General features: G+C 57.1%; 21 protein-coding genes and 1 tRNA gene. 14 read left to right on the top strand and 8 right to left on the bottom strand.

The features are described 5' to 3' along the window. The first annotated feature begins 196 nt into the window (after positions 1–196). Both ABRP64_RS08185 and ABRP64_RS08180 read left to right on the top strand, forming a co-directional pair. Positions 197–925, top strand: a complete 729-nt coding sequence (locus tag ABRP64_RS08185) for an ABC transporter ATP-binding protein (RefSeq protein ID WP_284785874.1) — start codon at positions 197–199, stop codon at positions 923–925. After that, positions 926–3,469, top strand: coding sequence for an ABC transporter permease (locus tag ABRP64_RS08180; RefSeq protein ID WP_349866079.1), 2,544 nt, complete (start codon positions 926–928; stop codon positions 3,467–3,469). Here the strand turns inward: ABRP64_RS08180 and ABRP64_RS08175 are convergent. The 4 genes from ABRP64_RS08175 to ABRP64_RS08160 all read right to left on the bottom strand — a co-directional run bounded on the left by ABRP64_RS08175 (position 3,466) and on the right by ABRP64_RS08160 (position 7,508). Then, entirely contained in the window at positions 3,466–5,601 is a 2,136-nt protein-coding gene (locus tag ABRP64_RS08175; RefSeq protein ID WP_284854034.1) for a bifunctional lysylphosphatidylglycerol flippase/synthetase MprF, read from the bottom strand. The genes ABRP64_RS08180 and ABRP64_RS08175 overlap by 4 nt on opposite strands. Beyond that, positions 5,588–6,787, bottom strand: coding sequence for an alpha/beta hydrolase (locus ABRP64_RS08170; protein WP_349866078.1), 1,200 nt, complete (start codon positions 6,785–6,787; stop codon positions 5,588–5,590). The genes ABRP64_RS08175 and ABRP64_RS08170 overlap by 14 nt, the downstream gene beginning before the upstream one ends. A 62-nt stretch (positions 6,788–6,849) precedes the next feature. Continuing rightward, a complete protein-coding gene (locus ABRP64_RS08165) occupies positions 6,850–7,209 on the bottom strand; it encodes a fluoride efflux transporter FluC (protein ID WP_239270136.1) in 360 nt (119 codons plus the stop codon). After that, positions 7,206–7,508, bottom strand: coding sequence for a fluoride efflux transporter family protein (locus ABRP64_RS08160; RefSeq protein WP_239270137.1), 303 nt, complete (start codon positions 7,506–7,508; stop codon positions 7,206–7,208). The genes ABRP64_RS08165 and ABRP64_RS08160 overlap by 4 nt, the downstream gene beginning before the upstream one ends. 85 nt (positions 7,509–7,593) lie before the next feature. Here ABRP64_RS08160 and ABRP64_RS08155 point away from each other — a divergent pair, with 85 nt between their 5' ends. The 4 genes from ABRP64_RS08155 (at position 7,594) to ABRP64_RS08140 (ending at position 9,960) form a co-directional block, all read left to right on the top strand. Beyond that, positions 7,594–8,043 carry a MauE/DoxX family redox-associated membrane protein gene (locus ABRP64_RS08155; protein WP_349866076.1) on the top strand — a complete coding sequence of 150 codons (450 nt, stop codon included), beginning with the start codon at positions 7,594–7,596 and terminating at the stop codon, positions 8,041–8,043. A 53-nt stretch (positions 8,044–8,096) separates the two neighbouring features. Beyond that, the gene (locus ABRP64_RS08150; protein ID WP_284771036.1) at positions 8,097–8,813 is read left to right on the top strand and encodes a DsbA family protein; all 717 of its coding nucleotides are present in this window, start codon (positions 8,097–8,099) and stop codon (positions 8,811–8,813) included. A 76-nt stretch (positions 8,814–8,889) separates the two neighbouring features. Beyond that, positions 8,890–8,962: transfer RNA gene (locus ABRP64_RS08145), tRNA-Ala, on the top strand. A gap of 149 nt (positions 8,963–9,111) precedes the next feature. Next, positions 9,112–9,960: a cutinase family protein gene (locus tag ABRP64_RS08140; protein ID WP_284796662.1), complete on the top strand. Its 849-nt coding sequence runs from the start codon at positions 9,112–9,114 to the stop codon at positions 9,958–9,960. A gap of 61 nt (positions 9,961–10,021) precedes the next feature. Here the strand turns inward: ABRP64_RS08140 and ABRP64_RS08135 are convergent, their stop codons facing one another. Together ABRP64_RS08135 and ABRP64_RS08130 are read right to left on the bottom strand one after the other, a co-directional pair. Then, positions 10,022–10,819, bottom strand: coding sequence for a GDSL-type esterase/lipase family protein (locus ABRP64_RS08135; protein ID WP_349866074.1), 798 nt, complete (start codon positions 10,817–10,819; stop codon positions 10,022–10,024). Positions 10,820–10,863: 44 nt separating this feature from the next. After that, positions 10,864–11,709, bottom strand: coding sequence for a GDSL-type esterase/lipase family protein (locus ABRP64_RS08130; protein ID WP_284771039.1), 846 nt, complete (start codon positions 11,707–11,709; stop codon positions 10,864–10,866). A 167-nt stretch (positions 11,710–11,876) separates the two neighbouring features. On the opposite strand from ABRP64_RS08130, the gene ABRP64_RS08125 reads away from it, so the two are divergent. After that, positions 11,877–12,614, top strand: a complete 738-nt coding sequence (locus ABRP64_RS08125; protein ID WP_284771040.1) for a fructosamine kinase family protein — start codon at positions 11,877–11,879, stop codon at positions 12,612–12,614. On the opposite strand, the gene nadE is transcribed toward ABRP64_RS08125, so the two are convergent. Continuing rightward, positions 12,611–13,432, bottom strand: coding sequence for an NAD(+) synthase (gene nadE / locus ABRP64_RS08120; protein WP_284771041.1), 822 nt, complete (start codon positions 13,430–13,432; stop codon positions 12,611–12,613). The two genes, ABRP64_RS08125 and nadE, sit on opposite strands and share 4 nt — an antisense overlap. Before the next feature lie 27 nt (positions 13,433–13,459). Here nadE and ABRP64_RS08115 point away from each other — a divergent pair, with 27 nt between their 5' ends. From ABRP64_RS08115 to nrdE, 5 genes are all read left to right on the top strand, one after another. Beyond that, positions 13,460–14,809, top strand: coding sequence for a sugar porter family MFS transporter (locus tag ABRP64_RS08115; protein WP_284771042.1), 1,350 nt, complete (start codon positions 13,460–13,462; stop codon positions 14,807–14,809). Between the two features lie 127 nt (positions 14,810–14,936). Beyond that, the gene (ykgO, locus tag ABRP64_RS08110) at positions 14,937–15,059 is read left to right on the top strand and encodes a type B 50S ribosomal protein L36 (protein WP_003847162.1); all 123 of its coding nucleotides are present in this window, start codon (positions 14,937–14,939) and stop codon (positions 15,057–15,059) included. Positions 15,060–15,428: 369 nt separating this feature from the next. After that, entirely contained in the window at positions 15,429–15,668 is a 240-nt protein-coding gene (nrdH, locus tag ABRP64_RS08105) for a glutaredoxin-like protein NrdH (protein ID WP_284771043.1), read from the top strand. Positions 15,669–15,692: 24 nt separating this feature from the next. After that, positions 15,693–16,124, top strand: coding sequence for a class Ib ribonucleoside-diphosphate reductase assembly flavoprotein NrdI (gene nrdI, locus ABRP64_RS08100; protein WP_284771044.1), 432 nt, complete (start codon positions 15,693–15,695; stop codon positions 16,122–16,124). Between the two features lie 54 nt (positions 16,125–16,178). Beyond that, positions 16,179–18,341: a class 1b ribonucleoside-diphosphate reductase subunit alpha gene (gene nrdE, locus ABRP64_RS08095; protein WP_284771045.1), complete on the top strand. Its 2,163-nt coding sequence runs from the start codon at positions 16,179–16,181 to the stop codon at positions 18,339–18,341. Here the strand turns inward: nrdE and ABRP64_RS08090 are convergent. After that, positions 18,338–19,024 carry a FadR/GntR family transcriptional regulator gene (locus tag ABRP64_RS08090; RefSeq protein ID WP_284771046.1) on the bottom strand — a complete coding sequence of 229 codons (687 nt, stop codon included), beginning with the start codon at positions 19,022–19,024 and terminating at the stop codon, positions 18,338–18,340. The two genes, nrdE and ABRP64_RS08090, sit on opposite strands and share 4 nt — an antisense overlap. 130 nt (positions 19,025–19,154) lie before the next feature. Here ABRP64_RS08090 and nrdF point away from each other — a divergent pair, with 130 nt between their 5' ends. Together nrdF and ctaD are read left to right on the top strand one after the other, a co-directional pair. Then, entirely contained in the window at positions 19,155–20,144 is a 990-nt protein-coding gene (gene nrdF, locus ABRP64_RS08085; RefSeq protein ID WP_239269910.1) for a class 1b ribonucleoside-diphosphate reductase subunit beta, read from the top strand. Between the two features lie 329 nt (positions 20,145–20,473). Next, entirely contained in the window at positions 20,474–22,168 is a 1,695-nt protein-coding gene (gene ctaD / locus ABRP64_RS08080) for an aa3-type cytochrome oxidase subunit I (protein ID WP_284771047.1), read from the top strand. Positions 22,169–22,246 lie beyond the last annotated feature (78 nt).

The raw sequence follows: 22,246 nt of genomic DNA, 5'->3' as shown, positions 1-22,246 counted from the left end.
AACACACACTGGCACTACACCTGGAAACAATTCCTCACACACAAAAGAAACAAACACAACAACAAAAAATAAGAACCACCAACCCAGCACCACCACACCAGTGCGCCCAATTCAGCCCATGGGATGATGGGACGCAGCGAATGAGCGGGTTACTATGTAGAAAGGTAATTTCCCATTTACAAGGAGAACACGCTTTATGACTGATGCCGCGGCACGCGCCGTTGACTTGTTTAAACAATACGGAAGCGATGACACAGCCGTTATCGCCCTTGATCACGTGTCCATCGAGTTTGGAAAGAACCAATTCACGGCCATTATGGGCCCCTCGGGTTCGGGCAAGTCGACGTTGATGCACACGATGGCAGGCTTAGACTCTGCTACTTCTGGTTCGGCGTTCATCGGGGATACCGATATGTCCCATCTCAATGACAAAGACATTACGGCGCTGCGCCGTGATCGCCTGGGATTCATTTTCCAGTCTTTCAACTTGGTTCCTACCTTGACGGCTGCGGAAAACATTACGCTGCCGACGGACATTGCAGGTAAGGACGTCGACAAGCAATGGTTTGAAGAAGTCACCCGCCGCTTGGGGCTGGCGGAGCGTTTGGAGCACCGTCCGGCGGAATTGTCTGGTGGTCAGCAGCAGCGTGTGGCATGTGCTCGCGCTTTAGTGTCGCGGCCGGAGATTATTTTTGGAGATGAGCCTACGGGTAACTTGGACTCCAATTCTTCGGCTGAGGTGCTGGATATTCTGCGCACTGCGGTGGATCAGGATGACCAGACTGTGGTCATTGTGACGCATGATGCCAAGGCGGCGTCTTATGCTGATCGCGTAGTTTTCCTTGCTGACGGCAAGCTCGTTAACGAACTGCAGGATCCGACGATGGAGGCCATTCACAATGTAATGGCAGAGATTGAGGGTTAAATGGCACGCGGAAACGCAATGCGCAGGGTGTCCGTGCGCAATATTTTGGCGCATAAGTTGCGCCTTGGGCTGACAATTTTGGCGGTGGTTTTAGGCACCGCCTTTATTGCTGGCTCTTTCATGTTCACTAACTCTTTGAAGGCTACTTTTGATTCCGCGGTGGATAACCAATTCCGCGGTGTAGACGCAGTAGTTAGTGAGAACGATGATAGTGACCAGAAGCTGGATGAAGTGCTGCGCCAACAGCTGCTTGATGATCCCGCGGTTAAAAACATCAACGTCGCTGACTCGCAGACCGTGGTTGTTGCCGATGAAAATTCGGAGGCTTTCCAAACCCAAAGTGGTACTGCGAGCCTTGTGCCGTATTACCCCGCGGATAAAACCGTCGGTGGATCTAGTGAGCTGGTTGAAGGCGATGAGCCAAAAGCCATAGATGAGGTAACGATCAATTCCTCTGCTGCGGAGAAATACGATATTTCCGTTGGCCAGAAGCTTTTGGTGGTTCATCCGGATAGCCAGGATGAGGTTAGGGTCACAGGCATCGTGGAGCCGCCGGTGGAGCAGGGCGATAGCATCGAGCTGCGGATGGGCGAGGTTGATTACCTAGGACGATTTGGTGATCCCTCCCAGCTGAAGGTCTCTGCCGCTGATGGCGTAGATGCGAATGCGCTTGTCGATGACCTCAATGACAAGTTCGACATCAAAGCCGAGTCCGGCGAGCGTCTGGCAGAGCAAACCAGTGAAGCAATGACTGAGGCCTTGAAGTTTGTGAACTACTTCCTCGTTGCCTTTGGTCTTATCGCCTTGTTGGTGGGTACCTTTATTATTGCCAATACGTTTTCCATGATCGTGGCCCAGCGCATTAAGGAGTTTGCTCTGCTGCGCGCTTTGGGTGCTTCGCGTCGCCAGATCACCAATTCTGTTGTGGTGGAATCTGTCATCGTTGGCGTACTGGGTTCCATCGTCGGTGTTCTTGCCGGCGTGGGATTAGTCGCTGTTATCAAGGCAATTATGGGCGCCAACGGTATGGACATCGGCGGCGGCTTGGGCTTGAGTGTTGCGGCCGTGGTGGTCCCCATTATTTTGGGCACGATTGTCACCGTGGTCTCCGCGTGGGCTCCTGCGCGGCGCGCGGGTGCTGTGGAACCGGTCGAGGCGATGCGCACGACGGAGTCTGCCTCCGGCTCTTCTTTAAAGGTCCGCACGATTTTCGGTGCGATCCTCATGATCGGCGGTATTATTGCGGCGTTTGCGGGCGTGCTTAGCGATGCCGAAACGAACGTCCGCGCCATTCTCGTCGGCCTCGGCGCCGTCGGAGTAATTATTGGTTTCTTCCTGGCTGGGCCCGCGCTCTCTTTGCCACTGGTGCCAACACTGGGCAAGGCTATTGGTGCGCCTTTCGGGTCCATCGGCAAGCTGGCTGCTACTAACTCGCGGCGTAACCCGCGCCGCACCGCCGCTACGGCCTTTGCCCTAACCCTGGGTGTGGCATTGGTCACGAGCATCGGCATGCTGGGGCAGACGATGAAGGCTTCCATCTCGGATACGGTGGACCAAACTATTACATCGGACTATATTTTGTCCGGTCCAAGCTCCGGAAGCTTCCCGACGCCGAAGGAAACCGGTGCGCGTGCCGCAGAGGCAGACGGTGTGGATAAGGTCATTACCGTTGGCTCGGCCCCGGTTGCCGTGGACGGTCAGGCCTCCTTGGACTTTGGCGCCGGCGGTTTGTTCACCGTGACGGTAGATGCTGACCCGACCGCGATGCTGGCGATGAACATGGTGGAAGGCGATGCCAATATTGAAGGTGGCTTTGCCGCCACAGAAGACTTCGCCAAAGAAAATGGCTGGAAGGTAGGAGAAACCTACGAGGTCACCGGAAGCGAACCAAGCAAGACCGCGGAAGCGAAACTGGTCGGTACCTTTGAGCCCATCGAGACCATTCAAAATATGGTGGTTTCGCAGGACGTGGCAGAACAGGTCGCCGCTGACGGTGAATTCTCCGTGCAGATGGTGGGCGTATTAGGCCAAGAAGGCTATGACAAGGAAGAGTTGCGCCAGAACCTCGAGGATGCTGTCAAGGATCTCGTGGTGGTACAGGTCAATACCGGTAAGGAATATGCGGGTCAGGCTGCTGGCTTCATTGACCAGATGCTGGCCATTCTCTACGGTCTTCTTGCACTAGCCGTGATCATCGCGGTACTGGGCATTGTCAATACCTTGACCTTGGGCGTTATCGAGCGCCGCCAGGAGATCGGCATGTTGCGTGCGGTGGGTACGCAGCGCCGCCAAATTCGCAGGATGATCACTCTGGAGTCGGTCCAGATTTCGCTTTTCGGCGCAATCATGGGCATTCTCATTGGCCTCGGTTTGGGCTGGTCCTTCATTGAGATCTTGAATGATCAGGGCCTTGGCGGTGCTGAGGTTCCGTGGGGCATGTTGGTAATCATGCTGCTGGGATCCGCAGTGGTGGGCATCATTGCAGCGGTATGGCCATCGCAACGCGCGGCAAAGACGCCGCCACTGGAGGCGATTGCGGATTAATGCTTAGACATCCAGACCTTGACCGCATCCGTGGTCTTGAGGTCTGGAAGGTAGGCATGCATCGTCGCTAGACCAATATTTGGAAGTTTCAGCTCGTCGTCGTAGCACAGGAACCATGGGTGCTCTTCGGGCTGGAACTTCTTTTTGCTTGCCGCCAGGCTGTGGAATCCGTAGAAGGGCTCGACCTCTTTGCCTAGGCGCTGCAAGAGATGATCGAGCCAGGAGGGCGACGATGCTTGCCCGGCCAGAGGGGCGCCGGATAAGGAGATCCAGGTACAGCCTTCGGCGTTTGCGATGAGCAGGGCTTCTGAGATGAGCAGTTCCGTAACTCCCTTGAAGCCGTGCTCGTTGCGGCGCATGACGTCGAGGGTATAGCCCGCGATGGATCCGTTTTCGAAGACAGGCATCCAGCTGGTGACACCGTGGAGGGTGCCGTCCTGGGCTTCGGCAAGCAGCAGGCGAGTGCCGGGGACCTTCATCTCTTCTAGCCCGCCTAAGGTAAATCTCATTTCGGGCAGCGCCTTTTCTGCGACCCATTCCTCGCTAAGGGCAGTGATCTTGGCGATGGTGGTCAGGTCGAGCTCAGACCAACTGATCCAGCGGGTGCGTAGTCCCTCTTTAGCTGCTTTATTGCGGGCGGTGCGCACATTCTGGAATTTCTTTCCCTTGAACTCGGTGCGGCAGGGCAAGACGGCCTCTTCGGCAACGTGGACGCGCTTGAGTTCTGGGTGGGCGGCGGCGAAGTCCGCGTTGACGGAATACCAAGCCACGGACCAACCCTGGTTGGAGGCGAAGGTGGCGAATTCGGTGCTGATATCGCGGCCCACGGGTGTGCCTAGGGTGAGGGCGACGCCGTTGGAGACGCGGTAGGCCACGTAGGAATCGCCGTGGAAGAAGTAGCGGTTGGATTTCCACAGGGTCATAAAGGAGAGGTGGTCGCCCGTGCCGGATTCGAGCAGGCGGCGCGCGGTGCGGATATCTGCCGCGTTTGCTGGATCGGTGGGCCGGGAGAAGCCGCGATAGAGGCGGAAGGCCACGAAGATCCAAAAGGCGTTTCCTATCCACTCGTAGAGGAACCAGGCGAGGGACGACGTGGGGATTACGTGGTGGGGAAGTATCAGGGCCACCACGGTGGGCAGGAAGCGCAACGGGGTTTCAGCGAGCACGTTCGGCAGCGGGGCGTGCAGCTGCGCGATGAGAATCCAGAGCACCGAACCGCATGCGGCGATGCCAGCGCTTAACAGAGCGGTGCGCAGGAGATAGGCGCGGTTTTCGTGGGTGGGAAACAGCCGCCGGTTAATGAGCAGGATTGCGAGCACGCTAAGCCAAGGCAGCGTGACAGGGATGAGCTCGGGGAGGAAAGAAAGCCTATAGGCAAGCAGGGCAAGGGCCGCTACCTGCGATAAGACCGCGAGCCTCCAGGCGGTGATGCGCCCGCGCACGAGGCCGAAGCAAAAGACGAGTTGCAGGATGAGTGGCAACAGGTTGGCTACCACGGGCCCGATTCCGCGGCTATCTTGCCAGAGCAGGCGCGTGACATCGGAAAATGGGCCTTGCGCCAACGGATCCAGGGCGATGAAGGCGGGGCCTATCGCAACGCAGGCGACGCAGACGGCGATGAGCACGCGTTGTTCGCGGACGGTCGGCGTACCGGGTGCGGGTTTGGCGAGTAGCTGGCCGGCGGCGATGGATAGGGCGGCGGTGGTGATACCGAGGACATCGGAAAGCGCGCCCGCGTACAGCACGTACGTGGCGGTCAGGGAAAGAATGGAAATTCGGAGGCGGCGGCGCCACAGGCGGGGCATGAACGCGGAGGCGAACCCGGCCGCGCCTACGATGAATCCAATCGGACTGAGGAAGTCGGTGCTATTGGGCCAGTGCTTGGCGATGCCCAGCGTTATCGGCACTCCAATCGCCGTCGCCGCCAGCCCGGTGGTGAGGGTATAGGTGGAACCGAGGAGCCACTCGGCCGGGGCGAGCCAGGTGGCGATGAGCACGGTAATGATGATGGAAGCACCCGGGTGAGCGGTGGTGAGCGCAAGCCACGGTTTGAGGGGAAAATCGACGAGGTGTAGCGACCACATGATGGCCAGCAGAGCGATGGAAACGGGAAGCTTTTTAAGAATGGACATTGTTAATCCCATCGAACGGATCTGTTTCTACCTTGATGCCGCCGCGGGCAGCGGCCCAAGCAAAGGATTCGCGTAGCGCGGGGCGCCAGACCTGGAAGGAGTGCCCACCCGGCCGCGTGCCGTAATAGGTTTTCATTCCGGCTGCCCGAGCTTTATCTGATAGCGAGCGCAGGGCGTTGACGGATGCGGCATCGTCATCACCGGCGATGAAGATGGCCTGAAGGTTGTCGTAGCGGTTGCGCTCCAAGAGGTAGGCGGGGTCTTGGTTGTTATAGGCGGATTCATCGCCGTGGAAAAACTTATTAACGGTGGCGGAATGGTTGCCAATGGTCGGCTCGGCCTCGCCGGAGGTATCGATAACGGAGCCGTAGGCATTCGGATGGGTGGTAGCTATTTGCAGCGCGCAGGTGCCGCCGTAACTTAGCCCGCCAACGGTCCAGGTGTGCTGATCGTTGTTGACTTGGAACTTTGACTTTATATCTTTGGGAACATCGCGGGTGAGGTAGGTCATGACTTGGGCGACATCGCTATCGGCGCAGATGGGGTTCGCGGTCTCGGAACCGGTGGCATCGACGGCGATGACGATGGGGCTGCGCCCGCCATTGGCCGCTTGGAATTGATCGGCGGTTTCGTCCGCTTCGCCCGAACCAAACCATTGATCCGGGCCGCCGGGGTTGCCGTGGAGAAGGACCAGAACCGGGAGGTTGTGATCCGTCCAGTATGCGGGCGGGATATACGCGGTGGCGGTGCGCGCGGAGAAGTGGGACGTTGCGCTGGGCAGATCGACGTGGACGAGGGCGGCGCCGGAATGGGTGGTGGTGAACTCGTCATAGTCCATTTCCTTCGCCACAGGGCGCGGGTCGAGGGAGCCGACGTCTGGATAGGTTTGATATTCCATATTGACTAGCCCGACGGTGGCCAAGAGGGAAAAGATTCCCACCACGACCGTGATCACCTTGGGCCTGCGCAGGAGTGCGGCCAAGGGAACTACCGCGGCTAGATAGATGTGCCAGGGTACTTCCCAGTGCCGGAGGAAGAACCACCCAATGGCGCAGAGGACGAGGGCGAAAAGTATCGGCCAGATTTTCTTTTGGGTGATAACAACGATCGCCGCTACCGCGAGGATGAGGAGGAATATGACGCCGTTGACGGGCTCGGCCAATGGCAGGTTCATAAAGAAGTTCACACAGAGAAATCGTAGGCCTGCGCTGGTCCAATCTATCTAGGAGCGAGCTGGGAATTGCGTACCTAGATCCCGTGATAGATAAGTCCAGCCCACATCACCCCGCGCCAGGCTAAAACCACTCCGATCCCGATGGTCCAAAAGAGGTATTTGCATAGGGGCCACCATTGCCGCTGTTTGACCATTTCCCCTAGCTCTTTCGCCATGGTGGACCAGGTGGAAAGTCCACCGGCGAGGCCGAGGGCGAAGAGGGGATGGGTGAAGGGGGCATCGGCAAGCTGCGAAAAGCCCACCGCCAAGCCAAAAACCAAGGAGCCCAGGATATTGGATACGAAGGTGCAATACGGCGAGGGCAGCAGGCGGGTAAAACCGTAGCGCGCCGCGCCGCCGAGAAAACCGCCGATAAGGACGAAGAGCAGGTTCATCGCAGCTTATCCCCAGCGAGGTAGGCGGCGGTGCAGCCCACGAGCGTGGCCGCGACATAGGCCAGGGCGATGCTCCAGTGGGAATCTGCGGTGAAGAAAGCAAAGCCAGCAAAGCTGGTAAAACCGCCCAAGAATCCGGTGCCCCAGAAAGGCCCGGGGCGGGTATATCCCATCAGCGCGCTGCCGACGATGTTGAGGATAAGCAGCGGGATCAGCCCGCCGCCGAGCGCGATAGTTAAGAGATAGCGGGCACCGGCGCCGAGCGCGGCACCGGACCCGGCGATGAGGAAGTGCGGCATGGGGCCCATCATAGTGGGCGAAGTCTCAGGAAAAGCACAGGGCATTGTATCTGAAAAAGGGAGGTTAAACGCTAAACTAATCGGCGTGAACAAGACGTTTGATGTGGTGAGCTTTATTGCTCGCTTTGGCATGGCCGCGGTGTGGATCATCGCCGGCGTAGAGAAGATGGCCCACCCGCTGGACACCATGCAATCTATCGAGGCCTATGAGATTTTCACGCCCGAATGGTCTGGGTATTTGGTCCAGCTCATTGGCCCGCTAGAGCTGGTGGGCGGAATGCTCCTTCTGCTGGGGATTTTCCTCCGCGAGTCCTCCAAAGTTGCGGCCGTGGTCATGGTGCTTTTCATGGTCGGCATTCTCCAGGCATGGCTGCGTGGGCTGGACATCGATTGCGGGTGCTTTGGTGCTGGTGATGCTGCTGCTGCGGAGCCCGGCATGAACTACGGGCTGACGCTGCTTCGCGATGCCGCCTTCCTCGCCCTTACCGCATGGACCATCAAACGCCCGTTCACGAAATTTGCGCTCCACCCGTAGTGGTGGGCACAGTAGGTTGAAAGAGTCCGAAAGTATCAACAGGCAAGGTTTAAATGAGCAAAGTAAGTGACCCAAATGCCAAGTCTGGCAATGGTTTCATCTGGGGCGTCGGCGTCCTCCTCGTTATTATCGCCGTGGTCATTGGCTACATCGTGTGGAATGGCAAGCAAGCCAATGAAATCGAGGTCAATATGTCCATGGACTATAAGGACAACGCGATTACCCTGAAGTCCGATGCGGCCAATGACGATACTCCAGAAGTAGATCTCTACGAAGACTTCTCCTGCCCCCACTGCGCGGAGTTGGCGGAAAGCACCGATGAGGAGATGAAGCAGGCGATTGAGGATGGCAAGCTGGTCGTCCACGTGCGCACACTGAATTTCTTGGACAAGGTGCGTGATGAAAACAATGATGGCTACTCCACTAAGGCTGCGGCAGCCTTGTCGGAACTAGCTAAGTCCGGCGATGTGAAGACCTACTGGAATTTGCGCGACTACATGATGCAGAACCAGCAGAGCGTTGCCACCAAGTGGGACATCGAGGACATCGCTGACCAAGCGAAGGAGCTCGGCGCCGAGGATGCCGTGGTTGATTCCATCAAGAACGTGGATATCGAGCAAGGTAATAAGGTTGGCAAGGCAAACTCAGACAAGCTGAAAAAGGAAACCGACTCCGTTTCCTCGCCGCGCGTTGTCCAAAACGGCAAGGATATTCCGGATAAGGATTCTGGTCAGTCTTTGAATGACTGGGTAGACGTCGCCACCAAGTAGCAGGCGATTTGGTGAGTTAAATACTCGCCATGTATATTCATACGAGTTGCGGCCCACAGGGTTGCACCTCGTATATGGGGCTATGGCGCAGCTGGTAGCGCACCACACTGGCAGTGTGGGGGTCACGGGTTCGAATCCCGTTAGCTCCACAATATAGTGTCCCGAGGCATCGTTGAAGAACGGTGACTCGGGATTTTTTATGCGAAAACACGTCTGGTTCACCGTGTGTTGGTGGTGTCGCCTGTTAACAAAGAATCATGTAATGTAACCCGTGTAAACCGTTGGAACCTTTTTGAAAATGGGAAATCATATGGATCTTACTGTGAAAGCTGCGGCTGCTGGCGCAATCTCTGCAGCCGCACTTGCACTTTCTGCTCCCGCCGCCACTGCGGCGATTCCTGGGAACCCAATGTCTGCTCCGACGTGCGCTAATCAGCAGGTCGTTTTTGTTCCTGGCGGAGCGAATACTATTCCGTCAGCACCTTCGGATGTTCCGCACGGTCTGATTACCGGACAGATGGGCGTAAAGCTCGGACTCCAGCCGGATACGAACGCCACCTTTGTGGGCTACCAGGCCTTCCCATTTGCTGTGTCGAAATATTCTGACTCTTCTAACGAAGGATATAACCGCACGGCAGCTAAGATCCAGCAAATCCAGAATGATTGCCCGAATAGTAAGATTTCCTTGGTCGGCTACTCCGAGGGAGCAGATATTTCCGCACGCATCATCAACGATGCAGCGCACGGGCGCGGACCACTTGATAAAGATAGGTTTGCATCTGCAGCCCTCTATGCCAACCCGTATCAAGGCGGTAATGGTGCTGCGCAGTATCACGATGACATGTCCAATGCGACCGGCGCGCTAGGCCACCTCGACGGTGGGTACGGCGAACTGGGGGCTGACGTGCTTGAGGTTTGCAACCCGCAGGATATTATTTGTAACTACCCACAGGAATATCTGGGATTGGTATCCCCGTCCATGGAAGTGGACGCGGTACACGGCAAGCTTCCTCTGCAGCAGATCGTAGGTGAGGCTGCGCAGCATGGCCCAATGGATAATATAAACCTGTTGCGCGGACAACTTGCGCACCTGCAGTACGGTGGTGCTGAATTTCAGGCAGGCATCGATTGGATCAATAACCACTAACCAGAAAACTCATAAAAATATCCCGCATAGTTCAAAACTATGCGGGATCTTTTCTTCCTACTTACTGCAGAGCGTGGCCGATGAACTGGCCATAAGCTGCGGTGCCGTGGGCATTAAGGTGCAGTGGTAGGTTGCCGGGAGCTGGTGGTACTGGGTCAACGAGGTTAACCCACCAGCGGTCTGGGGAGCACATGTCATGTCCTTCAGATATGGGCTGTGCATCTAAGAATGTTGCGCCGTTTTGCTCGGACACTTCGCGCAGGGTGTTTTGCAGGCGCTGCTCTGTATCAGAGACGGCTGCGATAGGCAGGGGAATGATCGAAGAGGTCAGGCAAGTGGTGTTCTCCCGGGTAATGTGCGGGTAACCTACGACAGTCACCTTGGCATTTGGCGCATGTTGGTGGGCTATATCGAGTGCACTGCGGAGACCACCGCGAATCGCACGGTCGGAAGCCTCGATATCCGATTTGTAGGGGTAAGTGTCATTTGCGCCGGCAACGATGACGACATTTTTGGTCTCGTGGTTGAGGTTGCCGTCTTCTGCTGCCTTTCGGAGAGAATTATCGACGTGAATACCGCCAGTGGCTAAAGAGGCACCTGCGCATTGGTACTGGTCAACGTGTGCACCGGAAGCATTGTTCATCTCAGTGGCAATGGCGTTATCGGTAACGCAACCTACTCCGGTATTGGCCTTCTTATGTGCCTTGTTCAGTGCATGGTCGGTGAAGGTTGGGTTGGCTACAATACTGTCACCAACGAGAACAGTGTTTCCTGGGACTGCAGCTGTGCCAACGGTACTCGTGCCCACAAGCGCTGTGATGAAAGTAGCAGCTGCGGCGAGCTTATTAATACGCTTCACTTTTACTCCGCGTTTATTTTCTGGGAATAGGGGAGGGGTAGGGCCTAGTTCCTTAGACCATTGGTAATAATACCTGCCATTCCTGTGTGCCCTACATCAGTTGGGTGCATAGGCATCACGGAAGGAGCCGTGGGGGTCTTAGCAATGACAGCCCACCGGTGGTTGGTATCCGGCTGGCAAGGATCGTGCGTTTTCGCTTGGTTGTGTAGATCGATGAAGTTCACGCCAAGGGAGTCTGCGGCACGTCCGATTTCGCGGTTGAACTCTTCTTCGGCGCCAGTAACACCAGGGATGGACAGTGGCAGCTGCATCCGGTCGTCATTGATCACACAGAGGGTGTCATTAACCGTCATCGGGATGTAGTTGACCATTGTGATGCGGGCATTCGGGGCGACGGACCGAATTTTATCGAATTGTGCGGTCAGTAATCCGCGGTAGGTTGAGCCCTTAGGGATATTTGGGGCGGCGGCGTTAGCCAGTGCATCGACATAGGAGCCAGGCTGTAAGCCGCCATACATGAAGGCGACTTCTTTCGTATCGGGGCCGATATTTCCGGTACGGATCGCGTGTTCGACGTGGGCAGCTACCCAATAACTGGTTCCGTTGCATGTGTAGTCCGCAAGGCTGTGGCCGAGATTCCGGGCGGTTTGGTGTGGCCAGTTGTGGGTGTCATTGCCACACGTGTGGACTGGAATACCAGGGATAGAGAAGGGGCTGACTGCTGCGCGGTCCCCAGGGGCGCCGCCGTTAGCGGAAAAAGAGTCGCCGAAAGTGACCATTTCCTTTCCGTGGGGCTCTGCTGCGTTGGCAGACTGGGCCATCGTCAAGGCGGCACCAAGTGCGAGGAGACCACCGGCGATCTTCTTTTTAATACTGTTAATTCCGATCATAGTTATCCTTTTCAATTCGAGAGAGACAATTTACCATTCGGTAAATGCTTTATATGCAGCATCTTAGTGCGCCGTAGGCCAATAAACTAAATGGTAAAAGCTGTCAATTAGGGTGTGGGATATGTAATCACTTTTCCGTCCTAACCTGGTGTGCTACTGAAGCGGTTATGCTGGTCAATATGCAGACCTTTGCGAAGCAAGTAAGCGATAAAGACCAAGCTGGTGCTGAGGCTGCCGGCCTCCGGTGGTTGGGTGAAGCCACGGATGCGGTAGCCACAGTAATTAGCGCCGACGACAAGGAAATCGTTACAGAACGCATCAACGAGGTAGTGCCCACTTCAGAGGCCGCGCGAAAATTTGGTGCAGAGCTCGCGCGCGTGCACCGCGCTGGGGCGCCGGCCTTTGGCAGTGCGCCGGAGGGGTGGGAAGGCAAAAACTTCATCGGCACCATCGAGCAGGAGTGCACGCCCACCGATAACTGGGGTGAATTCTATGCCCAGCAGCGCGTGCTGCCCTTTGCGGAGCCGGCCGGAATAAGTACCGCGCAAAGGGACTTGGTTAAGCGCGCTTGCGATGCGATCGCCGCCCGCAGCTGGGATGTGGCCCCCGCACGCATCCACGGTGACCTGTGGGCGGGCAACCTGCTTTTCGATGCCCAGGGTGGCATCATGATCGACCCCGCCGCTCACGGCGGACATCCCCACACGGATTTGGGCATGTTGGCGCTATTCGGCGCGCCCTATATAGAGGAAATCTTCCGCGGCTATGGGGCGCCGCAGGATATTGAGACCTGGATTCCCATGCACCAACTGCACCCACTGGCAGTACACGCGCTCACCCACGGCTCGGCGTATAACCGGCCGCTAGAGCGCGCGGCGCTCGCCACGCTAGAGGCGCTGGCTTAGCTGGTTGGACCCTGTGGCATCTGGCGCTTATGGCCACCTCGGTGCCACAAGGTTTCGATGCGTTCGCGGGAGGCATCGGGAACCGCCTTGCCCTCTAAGTAGTCATCGATGTGGGCGTAGGTGACGCCGAGCGCCTCTTCATCGGGAAGCTGCGGTTTATCGTCTTCCAAATCCGCGGTAGGGACCTTGGACCACGTGGACTCTGGCGCACCTAAGTGCTTGAGCAATGCCGCGCCTTGGCGCTTATTTAGCCCGGCCAAAGGGAGGAGATCCGCTGCGCCATCGCCCCACTTGGTATAGAACGCGGTGACGTTTTCGGCTGCGTGATCCGTACCTACAACCAGCGCGCCCACCTCGCCGGCGATGGCATATTGCGCGGTCATGCGCAGGCGCGCCTTGGCATTGCCGCGATTGAAATCATTCAAGGAATCTTGGTTCACCGCGCGCGCCACTTCTTGGCTCAGCGCCGCGGTGGCCGGCTGAATATCAACGGTGACCCGGTGATCGGGGTGGATGAAATCAAGGGCGATCTGGGCATCGTCCTCATCGGCCTGCGTGCCGTGGGGCAGGCGTACGGCCCAAAAATCGGCGCCTTCTACCCGCTCTACTGCCATCTGGGCGAGCTTTCCCGCCAAGGTGGAATCCTGGCCGCCGGAAATGCCTAGCACGTAGCCTTTGGCACGGGTCAGTTCCAAGTATTCCACGAGGAAATCTACGCGGCGGGCAACTTCCTCTTCTGGATCGATAAAGGGGCGTACATCCAGCTGTTTTATGATGGATTGTTGCAAGTTTTCGGCATCGGGTGACATGACGTTCATCGTAGTCTCCTGACACAATTGCGTGCTGTGAATAAAGAAAGTTATGTCAAGGTAGTTGCAGCAATTGCCGCCCTTGGCGGTTTATTATTTGGATACGACACCGGCGTGATGTCCGGTGCTTTGCTGTATATCACCCCGGAATTTAATATGACAGCCCACCAAGAGGGGTGGGTGACCTCCATGCTGCTGGTAGGTGCCGCGGTAGGTGCTTTGACCGCAGGCCGCATTGCGGACCGGTTTGGCCGCCGCTTTACGCTGATTGCCGGCGGCATCATCTTTGTTTTGGGCTCCATCTGGTGTGCACTGGCGGGCTCGGTGACCATGCTAGCCACGGCCCGTACCTTCCTGGGCTTTGCCGTCGGTGCGGTATCCATTGTTTCGCCCATGTATATCTCGGAGATGGTGCCAGCCAAGATCCGCGGACGCATGGTCTCCCTGAATACCCTGTTGATCGTGGTAGGCCAGTTGCTGGCCTACCTGGTGAACTCGGCCCTCGCGCCCACTGAAAGCTGGGAATGGATGCTGGGACTTGCGGCCGTACCGGGTGCGGCCCTGGCTGTGGGGATGATCTTCTTGCCAGAAACCCCAGTCTGGTTGGCCACGCACAATAAGATGTCGCGGGCCCGCGAGGTCGCAAGCCGCGCCGGGATGGATCTGGCGGAGCTTACCTCCCAGGAGACGGCGCGTCGTTCCAGCGGCTCCGAGTGGAAGGCGCTGAAGGCCAATCGCTGGATGCAAGTGACGGTATTGCTCGCCATGCTGATGGGCCTGACCCAGCAGATTACTGGCGTTAATGCCATCGTCTACTTCGCGCCCACCATGATGAGCCAGGTAGGAATTTCCACCACCAACTCGGTCTATACCTCGATTGTCATTGGTGTGGTCTCCGTCATCGCCTGCTGGGTGGGCCTCAAGGTGGTCGACCGTATTGGCCGCAAGCGCCTGCTGCTTATCGGCCTGACCGGCAACGTGATTTCGCTATTCATCTTGTCCGTGGCGTACTCGCACGCAGCCGATTCCACCACGATGGCGATGGTCTCACTGGTATTCATGGCCTCGTTCATTGCCTTCCAGCAAGCAGCGGTCTCGCCGACGACCTGGCTGCTCATCTCGGAGCTCGTGCCCCTGCAGGTACGCGGCTTGGGCATGGGCATCGCCGGGCTCTCGCTGTGGGCCACCAACTGGGCCGTGGCCCAGTACTTCCTGCCGCTGGTGGAGTGGCTCACCGGCCCGGTGGCCTTTGGAGTCTTTGGCGTGCTGGGGCTCATCGCCATCGGCTACACCCGCATTTTGGTACCAGAGACCATGGGACGTAGCCTGGATGAGGTAGGCGAGGAGATGAAATCCCGCTACTCGCGGGAATCCGCACCCCATTAAGTCCTAGTGTTTTGGTCTTAATGGCCGCGTGAGGTAAAATTATTCCTCGTGTCATGGCTGGGGATTCCCAGTCCGTGCTTTATTTACTCAACCGCATGTAGATTGCGCATAACGAAAGGAGCGCCCGATGAAGGTCCGTAAGTCCCTTCGGTCGCTGAAGAAGAAGCCGGGCGCCCAGGTTATTCGCCGCCACGGTAAGGTCTTCGTGATCAACAAGAAGGATCCCCGTTTCAAGGCCCGTCAGGGCTAATTGAAACTTAAGAAAGTCCGCCTCCTCCGAGAATTTGGAGCGGGGCGGATTTTTTATTTCTACGCTTCGACGCCAGAATGTGAACTTTGCCACATGTTTAGGTGAATAGAAGGTAAACCCGCAGGAATGTCAGGCGTGTAGTTTCACGGTTGGGTGCCGGGGCGGTCAACATGTGGGGTCTCGCCCCTGGCCCTCCTGGGAATATCATGGGTGTAACTACTATATGTTGTGTTAGTTGCGGTCAATTCCCTCAAAGTATAGTGTCGTTGGTGTCGCTCAGAGCGGTGCAGGAAGTGGCCTGAAAAGGGGTCAGAACCTCCGCTTTCTACGAGCAAAAGCTATCTCGCAAAAGGATTTTAGGGAGTTATTATGTCTATCACCGTCTACACCAAGCCTGCTTGCGTTCAGTGCAATGCCACCAAGAAGGCCCTTGACCGCGCGGGTCTGGATTACAACGTGGTAGATGTCACCGTGGACGATGAGGCCCGTGACTACATTATGGCTCTGGGCTACGTCCAAGCACCCGTCGTAGAAGCCAACGGCGGGCACTGGTCCGGCTTCCGCCCCGACCGCATCAAGAACCTTGCCGAGCTAGCCGCCTCTGCGTAAGTAGCCGAGGAGGGAGGTGCCGTCATGTTGGTCGTGTATTTTTCCTCTACTACGGAAAATACGCACCGGTTCGTGCAGAAGCTAGGTTTCCCTAGCGCGCGAATCCCCCTGCGCCGCACCGATGAGCCGCTAGTGGTCAACGAGCCTTTCGTCTTGGTGTGTCCCACCTACGGCGGAGGAGCTTCCATTAGCCACCAAAACTCCCGGCCCGTACCGGTGCAGGTAATTAGATTCCTTAATAATGAGCACAACCGCAGTTTTATTCGGGCGGTTATCGCCGGAGGAAATAGCAACTTCGGCGCCGATTTTGGCAAGGCTGGTGACGTCATCAGCGCCAAATGTAAGGTGCCCTATGTATATCGTTTCGAATTGCTCGGAAACGATGAAGATATAAAAATTTGTCGCGAAGGCCTGCTGGCTAATGCTTCCCAGTTGGGACTGGATGGGGCAGCCTAGCCGCGGTGCGACACACCTAATAGAATCCTGATTTTAAGAAAGGTCGCGTCAGCTGTGAGTACGCAATTGGGAAAGACCGTAGCAGAGCCAGTATCGCAGGAAGAGCAGCTGGATTACCACGCGCTCAACGCAATGCTGAATCTCTACGACGGAGACGGCAAGATTCAATTTGATAAGGACCGCGAGGCCGCCAATCAGTTCTTCTTGCAGCACGTTAATCAGAACACGGTCTACTTCCACGACTTGGAAGAGAAGATCGATTACCTGGTGCGCAATAAGTACTATGACCCAGCGGTCATTGAGGCTTATGACTTCGAGTTCATCAAGTCCCTATTCAAGCGCGCCTACTCTTATAAGTTCCGCTTCAAGTCCTTCCTTGGCGCCTATAAGTACTACACCAGCTATACGCTGAAGACCTTCGACGGCCGCCGGTACCTGGAGCGCTTTGAGGACCGCGTCTCCATGACGGCGCTTTTCCTTGGTGATGGCGATGGTGAGCTGGCAGAGCGCCTCGTCGATGAGATCATGACCGGCCGCTTCCAGCCGGCTACGCCAACCTTCCTGAATGCCGGCAAGCAGCAGCGCGGCGAATTGGTTTCCTGCTTCCTGCTCCGCATCGAAGACAATATGGAATCCATCGGTCGTTCCATCAACTCCGCGCTGCAACTGTCCAAGCGCGGCGGCGGCGTGGCCCTGCTGCTGTCCAATATCCGCGAATCCGGCGCGCCGATTAAGCACATTGAGAACCAGTCTTCTGGCGTCATCCCTGTGATGAAGATGCTGGAGGATGCATTCTCCTACGCTAACCAGCTCGGTGCGCGCCAGGGTGCGGGCGCGGTGTACCTCAACGCCCACCACCCGGACATCATGAACTTCCTCGACACCAAGCGCGAGAACGCGGATGAAAAGATCCGCATTAAGACCCTGTCCTTGGGCGTGGTGATCCCGGATATCACCTTCGAGCTGGCCAAGAACAACGACGACATGTACCTGTTCTCGCCGTACGACGTCGAGCGCGTCTACGGCAAGGCCTTCGGCGATATCTCCGTTACCGAGCATTACGAAGAAATGGTGGAGGATCCGCGCATCCGGAAGAAGAAGATCAACGCGCGCCACTTCTTCCAAACCGTGGCGGAGCTGCAGTTCGAGTCCGGCTACCCGTACATCATGTATGAAGATACGGTAAACCGCGCCAACCCGGTCAAGACCTCCCGCATCAATATGTCCAACCTGTGCTCGGAGATATTGCAGGTCAACTCCGCTTCCGAGCTCAACGCGGATCTTTCTTATGACCAGGTGGGCAACGATATTTCCTGCAACCTGGGTTCGCTGAATATCGCCATGACCATGGACTCGCCGGACTTCTCCCAAACGGTGGAGACCGCGATTCGGGGGCTGACCTCGGTGGCGGATAAGACCTCTATCGATTCCGTTCCATCCGTGCGCAAGGGCAACGATGACTCACACGCCATCGGCTTGGGCCAGATGAACCTGCACGGTTACTTGGGTCGCGAGAACATCGAGTACGGATCCGAGGAGGGGTTGGACTTCACCAACGCCTACTTCGCCGCCATCATGTACGCAGCCCTGCGCGCCTCCAATAAGATTGCCCGCGAGCGCGGCACGACCTTTACCGAGTTCCCCGAATCCGATTACGCCAGTGGCGAGTTCTTTGACTCCTACGATCCGGCGGAGTTCCAGCCGCGCACGGAGAAGGTCAAGGCTCTTTTCGATGCCTCCTCCATCTACACTCCCACCGCAGAGGACTGGGCGGAGTTGAAGGAGGACGTTGCCAAGCACGGCCTCTACAACCGCAACCTGCAGGCGGTGCCGCCGACGGGCTCGATTTCCTATATCAACAATTCCACCTCGTCCATTCACCCGATTGCCTCCAAGATTGAAATCCGCAAGGAAGGCAAGATCGGCCGCGTATACTACCCGGCTGCGCATATGGATAACGACAACTTGGAGTACTTCAAGGACTCGTACGAAATTGGTTACGAGAAGATCGTTGATACCTATGCTGAGGCCACCAAGTACGTGGACCAGGGGCTATCGCTGACGCTGTTCTTCAAGGACACCGCTACCACCCGCGATGTGAATAAGGCGCAGATTTACGCTTGGCGCAAGGGCATTAAGACCTTGTACTACATCCGCGTGCGCCAGATGGCGCTGGAAGGCACCGAGATCGAGGGCTGCGTTTCCTGCATGCTCTAAGCGCGGGCGCGGTCCAGGATAGCGCGGGAGGTGCGCTCGGCGGCTTCGGCCTCGCCGGCGTCAATCTCCCGCGCTAAATCCATATGTAGCTGAGTGGTGCCGCGAATTGGATCCCGTTTGCGGGAGCCAAAAACGGATTTGCCCTTCAAGATAGTCAGCAACGCCGGTGCCAGCGCCGCGATCATCTCATTGCCGGAGGCCTCCAAGATAAGGGTATGAAATTGCAGGTCGGTTTCGAGTTCTTCGCCTACCCGGGGGGAAGGGGTGGTCTCGAGCTCGCTGAGCCGGCCCGCCAGTCGCAGCAATTCGCGGCGCTGCTGTGGGCTGGCATTGCGCGCGGCAAGCTGCGCCGCCACCGGCTCGATACCAAGGCGCAGCTCGTTGAGTCGCGCCACCTGTTCCGCGCGCGTCTTATCGTGCGCCAGCCGCCACGAAATAACGGCGGGATCATAGACCGCCCAACTGCTGCGCGGCAGCACCTTGAGCCCCACTCGGCGCCCGGAGGAAACCATCCCCAGATGCTCGAGGGTACGCATGGCCTCGCGCGCTACGGTGCGGGAGATGCCAAAGCGCTTTTCGATGTCCCCAAGGCGAAACCGCGTGCCCTCCGCCATTTCCCCGCTGACGATATCCGTGCCCAGCTGGTCTACTACAGGGCCTAAAAGGGGAGTGGTTTCTGCCATGGCGCGGGCGTCCTTTCCTGGCTGTGTACTGCGCTTTTATTATAGGTGCGGTGCGGCGGGATGATGCGGGTTGGCATTGGGTATGCTGGGACTCGAAATTCTACACAGTGAAGCATTGGAGTGACATCGCGTGTCGCACGAATACGATGACTACGTTGCTAGTCATGACAGCCCGGTAAAAGCTATCAACTGGAATACCATCCCCGATGACAAAGACCTCGAGGTATGGGAGCGGTTGACCGGTAACTTCTGGCTCCCGGAAAAGGTCCCAGTCTCTAATGATCTCCCCAGCTGGAAGACGCTGACGGAAAAGGAAAAAGAAACCACCATGCGGGTCTTTACTGGCCTGACGTTGCTGGATACCATCCAGGGCACGGTCGGTGCGATCTCCCTGCTTCCGGATTCGCAGACCCTGCACGAGGAGGCGGTGTATACCAATATCGCCTTCATGGAGTCGGTGCACGCCAAGTCCTATTCCAATATCTTTATGACCTTGGCTTCCACCCCGATGATCAATGATGCCTTCCGCTGGTCCGAGGAAAACGAGAACCTGCAGAAGAAGGCGAAGATCATCTTGGCCTACTACAACGGTGATGATCCGTTGAAGAAGAAGGTGGCCTCTACGCTGCTGGAGTCCTTCTTGTTCTACTCCGGCTTCTATCTGCCGATGTACTTCTCTTCCCGGGCGAAGCTGACCAATACTGCCGATATCATCCGCCTGATCATCCGCGATGAGGCCGTGCACGGGTATTACATTGGCTATAAGTTCCAGCAGGAATACAAGAAGCTGGATGAAAAGCGCCAGGAAGAATTGAAGGACTACACCTTTGATCTGGCCTTTGAGCTCTATGACAACGAGATCGACTACACCGAGGACCTCTACGACGAGCTGGGCTGGACCGAAGACGTCAAGCGCTTCTTGCGCTATAACGCCAATAAGGCCCTGAATAACTTGGGCTTTGAGGGCCTCTTCCCAGCCGATGAGACCCGCGTCTCGCCGGCTATCCTGTCCTCTCTTTCTCCCAACGCCGACGAGAACCACGACTTCTTCTCGGGCTCGGGTTCGTCCTATGTCATTGGCAAGGCCGAGGACACCACGGACGATGACTGGGACTTCTAGCCGTTCTTAGTCCCCGCGCACCTTCGCTTCGGACTCAACCGAAAGGTTGATAACGAGCGGGGGTGCGTTTTTCGGTTTTTGACCTGCACATCTCGCAGGCGTTGTGACATATGACACCCCTGCCTGCCCTAAAGAATTTAAACCTTAAATCGTGCCCGCCCCACGTGCAGGGGGTATGTGACGGTTGTGGTTATTGAGGGAATACCCCCAAGCTGGAGGACCATTAAGAGAAGCTGGCAAGAACGGGGGAAAATGTCCTAATATAATCGAAGTAAACCTAGGTGTAGGTGGACCCAGTCCGCTGACACTTTGTTATTCAGGAGGATTCTATGACCGCTGTGGCGCCACGGGTCGACGATTACGTCGCTCCCACACGTCCAGAGCCAACCGGTAGGGAAAAGACCGGTTCAAAGGCTTGGGTATTTTTAACCACCACCGACCACAAGCAGCTCGGCATCATGTACTTGATCATGGCCTTCAGCTTCTTCTTCCTTGGTGGCTTTATGGCATTGCTGATCCGTGCGGAGCTTTTCACCCCGGGTCTGCAGTTCCTGTCCAATGAGCAGTTCAACCAGCTGTTCACTATGCACGGCACCGTGATGCTGCTGCTGTTCGCTACGCCAGTTGTTTGGGGCTTTGGTAACTACATCCTGCCTCTGCAGATCGGCGCGCCGGACGTGGCCTTCCCACGTCTGAACTCCTTTGGTTTCTGGGTAACCCTGCTCGGCGGTGTCGTCATGCTGCTGGGCTTTATCACTCCTGGTGGTGCGGCTGACTTCGGCTGGACCATGTACATGCCGCTTGCCGATGGCGTACACACCCCCGGCATCGGCGCCGATATGTGGATCGTCGGTGTGGGCGCTACCGGTGTCGGTACCATTGCCTCCGCCATCAACATGATCACCACCATCTTGACCCTGCGCGCACCGGGCATGACCATGTTCCGCATGCCGGTCTTCTGCTGGGGCATCTTCACCGCCTCCGCCATCGTGCTGATGATCTTCCCGCTGCTGACCGCAGCCGCCTTGGGCGTGCTGTATGACCGCAAGCTGGGCGGCCACATCTACGATTCAGCTAACGGCGGTGCCATCCTGTGGCAGCACCTGTTTTGGTTCTTCGGCCACCCTGAGGTCTACGTCCTCGCACTGCCGTTCTTCGGCGTTGTCTCCGAAATCGTTCCGGTCTTCTCCCGCAAGCCGGTCTTCGGCTACATCGGCTTGGTCTTCGCCATTCTGGCCATCGGCTCGCTGTCCATGGCCGTGTGGGCACACCACCTGTTCGTCACCGGCGCCATCCTGCTGCCGTTCTTCTCGTTCATGACGTTCCTTATTGCGGTGCCTACCGGTGTGAAGTTCTTCAACTGGGTCGGCACCATGTGGAAGGGCCACATCACCTGGGATACCCCGATGATTTGGGTCATGGGCTTCATGGCTACCTTCCTTTTCGGTGGTATGACCGGTGTTATGCTCGCTTCTCCGGCGCTGGACTTCCACTTGGCTGAGTCCTACTTCCTGATTGCGCACTTCCACTACACCCTGTTCGGTACGGTTGTGTTCTCCGCCTTCGGTGGCCTGTACTTCTGGTTCCCGAAGATGACCGGCCGCATGCTGGACGAGCGCTTGGGCAAGATTCACTTCTGGCTGACCTTCATCGGCTTCCACGGCACCTTCCTGATTCAGCACTGGGTCGGCAACATGGGTATGCCGCGTCGCTACGCCGACTACCTGGAGTCCGATGGCTTCACGGTCTTCAACCAGATTTCCACCATCTTCTCCTTCGTCCTCGGCGCTTCCGTTATCCCGCTGGTCTGGAACGTCTTCAAGTCCTGGCGCTACGGTGAGGTCGTTACCGTGGATGACCCATGGGGCTACGGCAACTCTCTGGAGTGGGCAACCTCCTGCCCGCCTCCGGGCCACAACTTCACCTCCTTGCCACGCATCCGTTCCGAGCGTCCGGCATTCGAGCTGCACTACCCGCACATGGTTGAGCGCATGCGCGAGGAAGCTCACGTGGGCAAGCACTAAGGCCGCACTTTAACTCCTGACTACAGCCGCCTTCCCCAGCCTCTTAGAGGTAGGGAGGGCGGCTTTGGCGCGTGTGGG

Source organism: Corynebacterium sp. KPL4015 (genome assembly GCF_040225725.1).
In the GTDB taxonomy this organism is placed as follows: domain Bacteria; phylum Actinomycetota; class Actinomycetes; order Mycobacteriales; family Mycobacteriaceae; genus Corynebacterium; species Corynebacterium rhinophilum.
The sequence above is the reverse complement of the archived record's forward strand: the minus strand, read 5'-3'. Positions and strand labels throughout refer to the sequence as shown.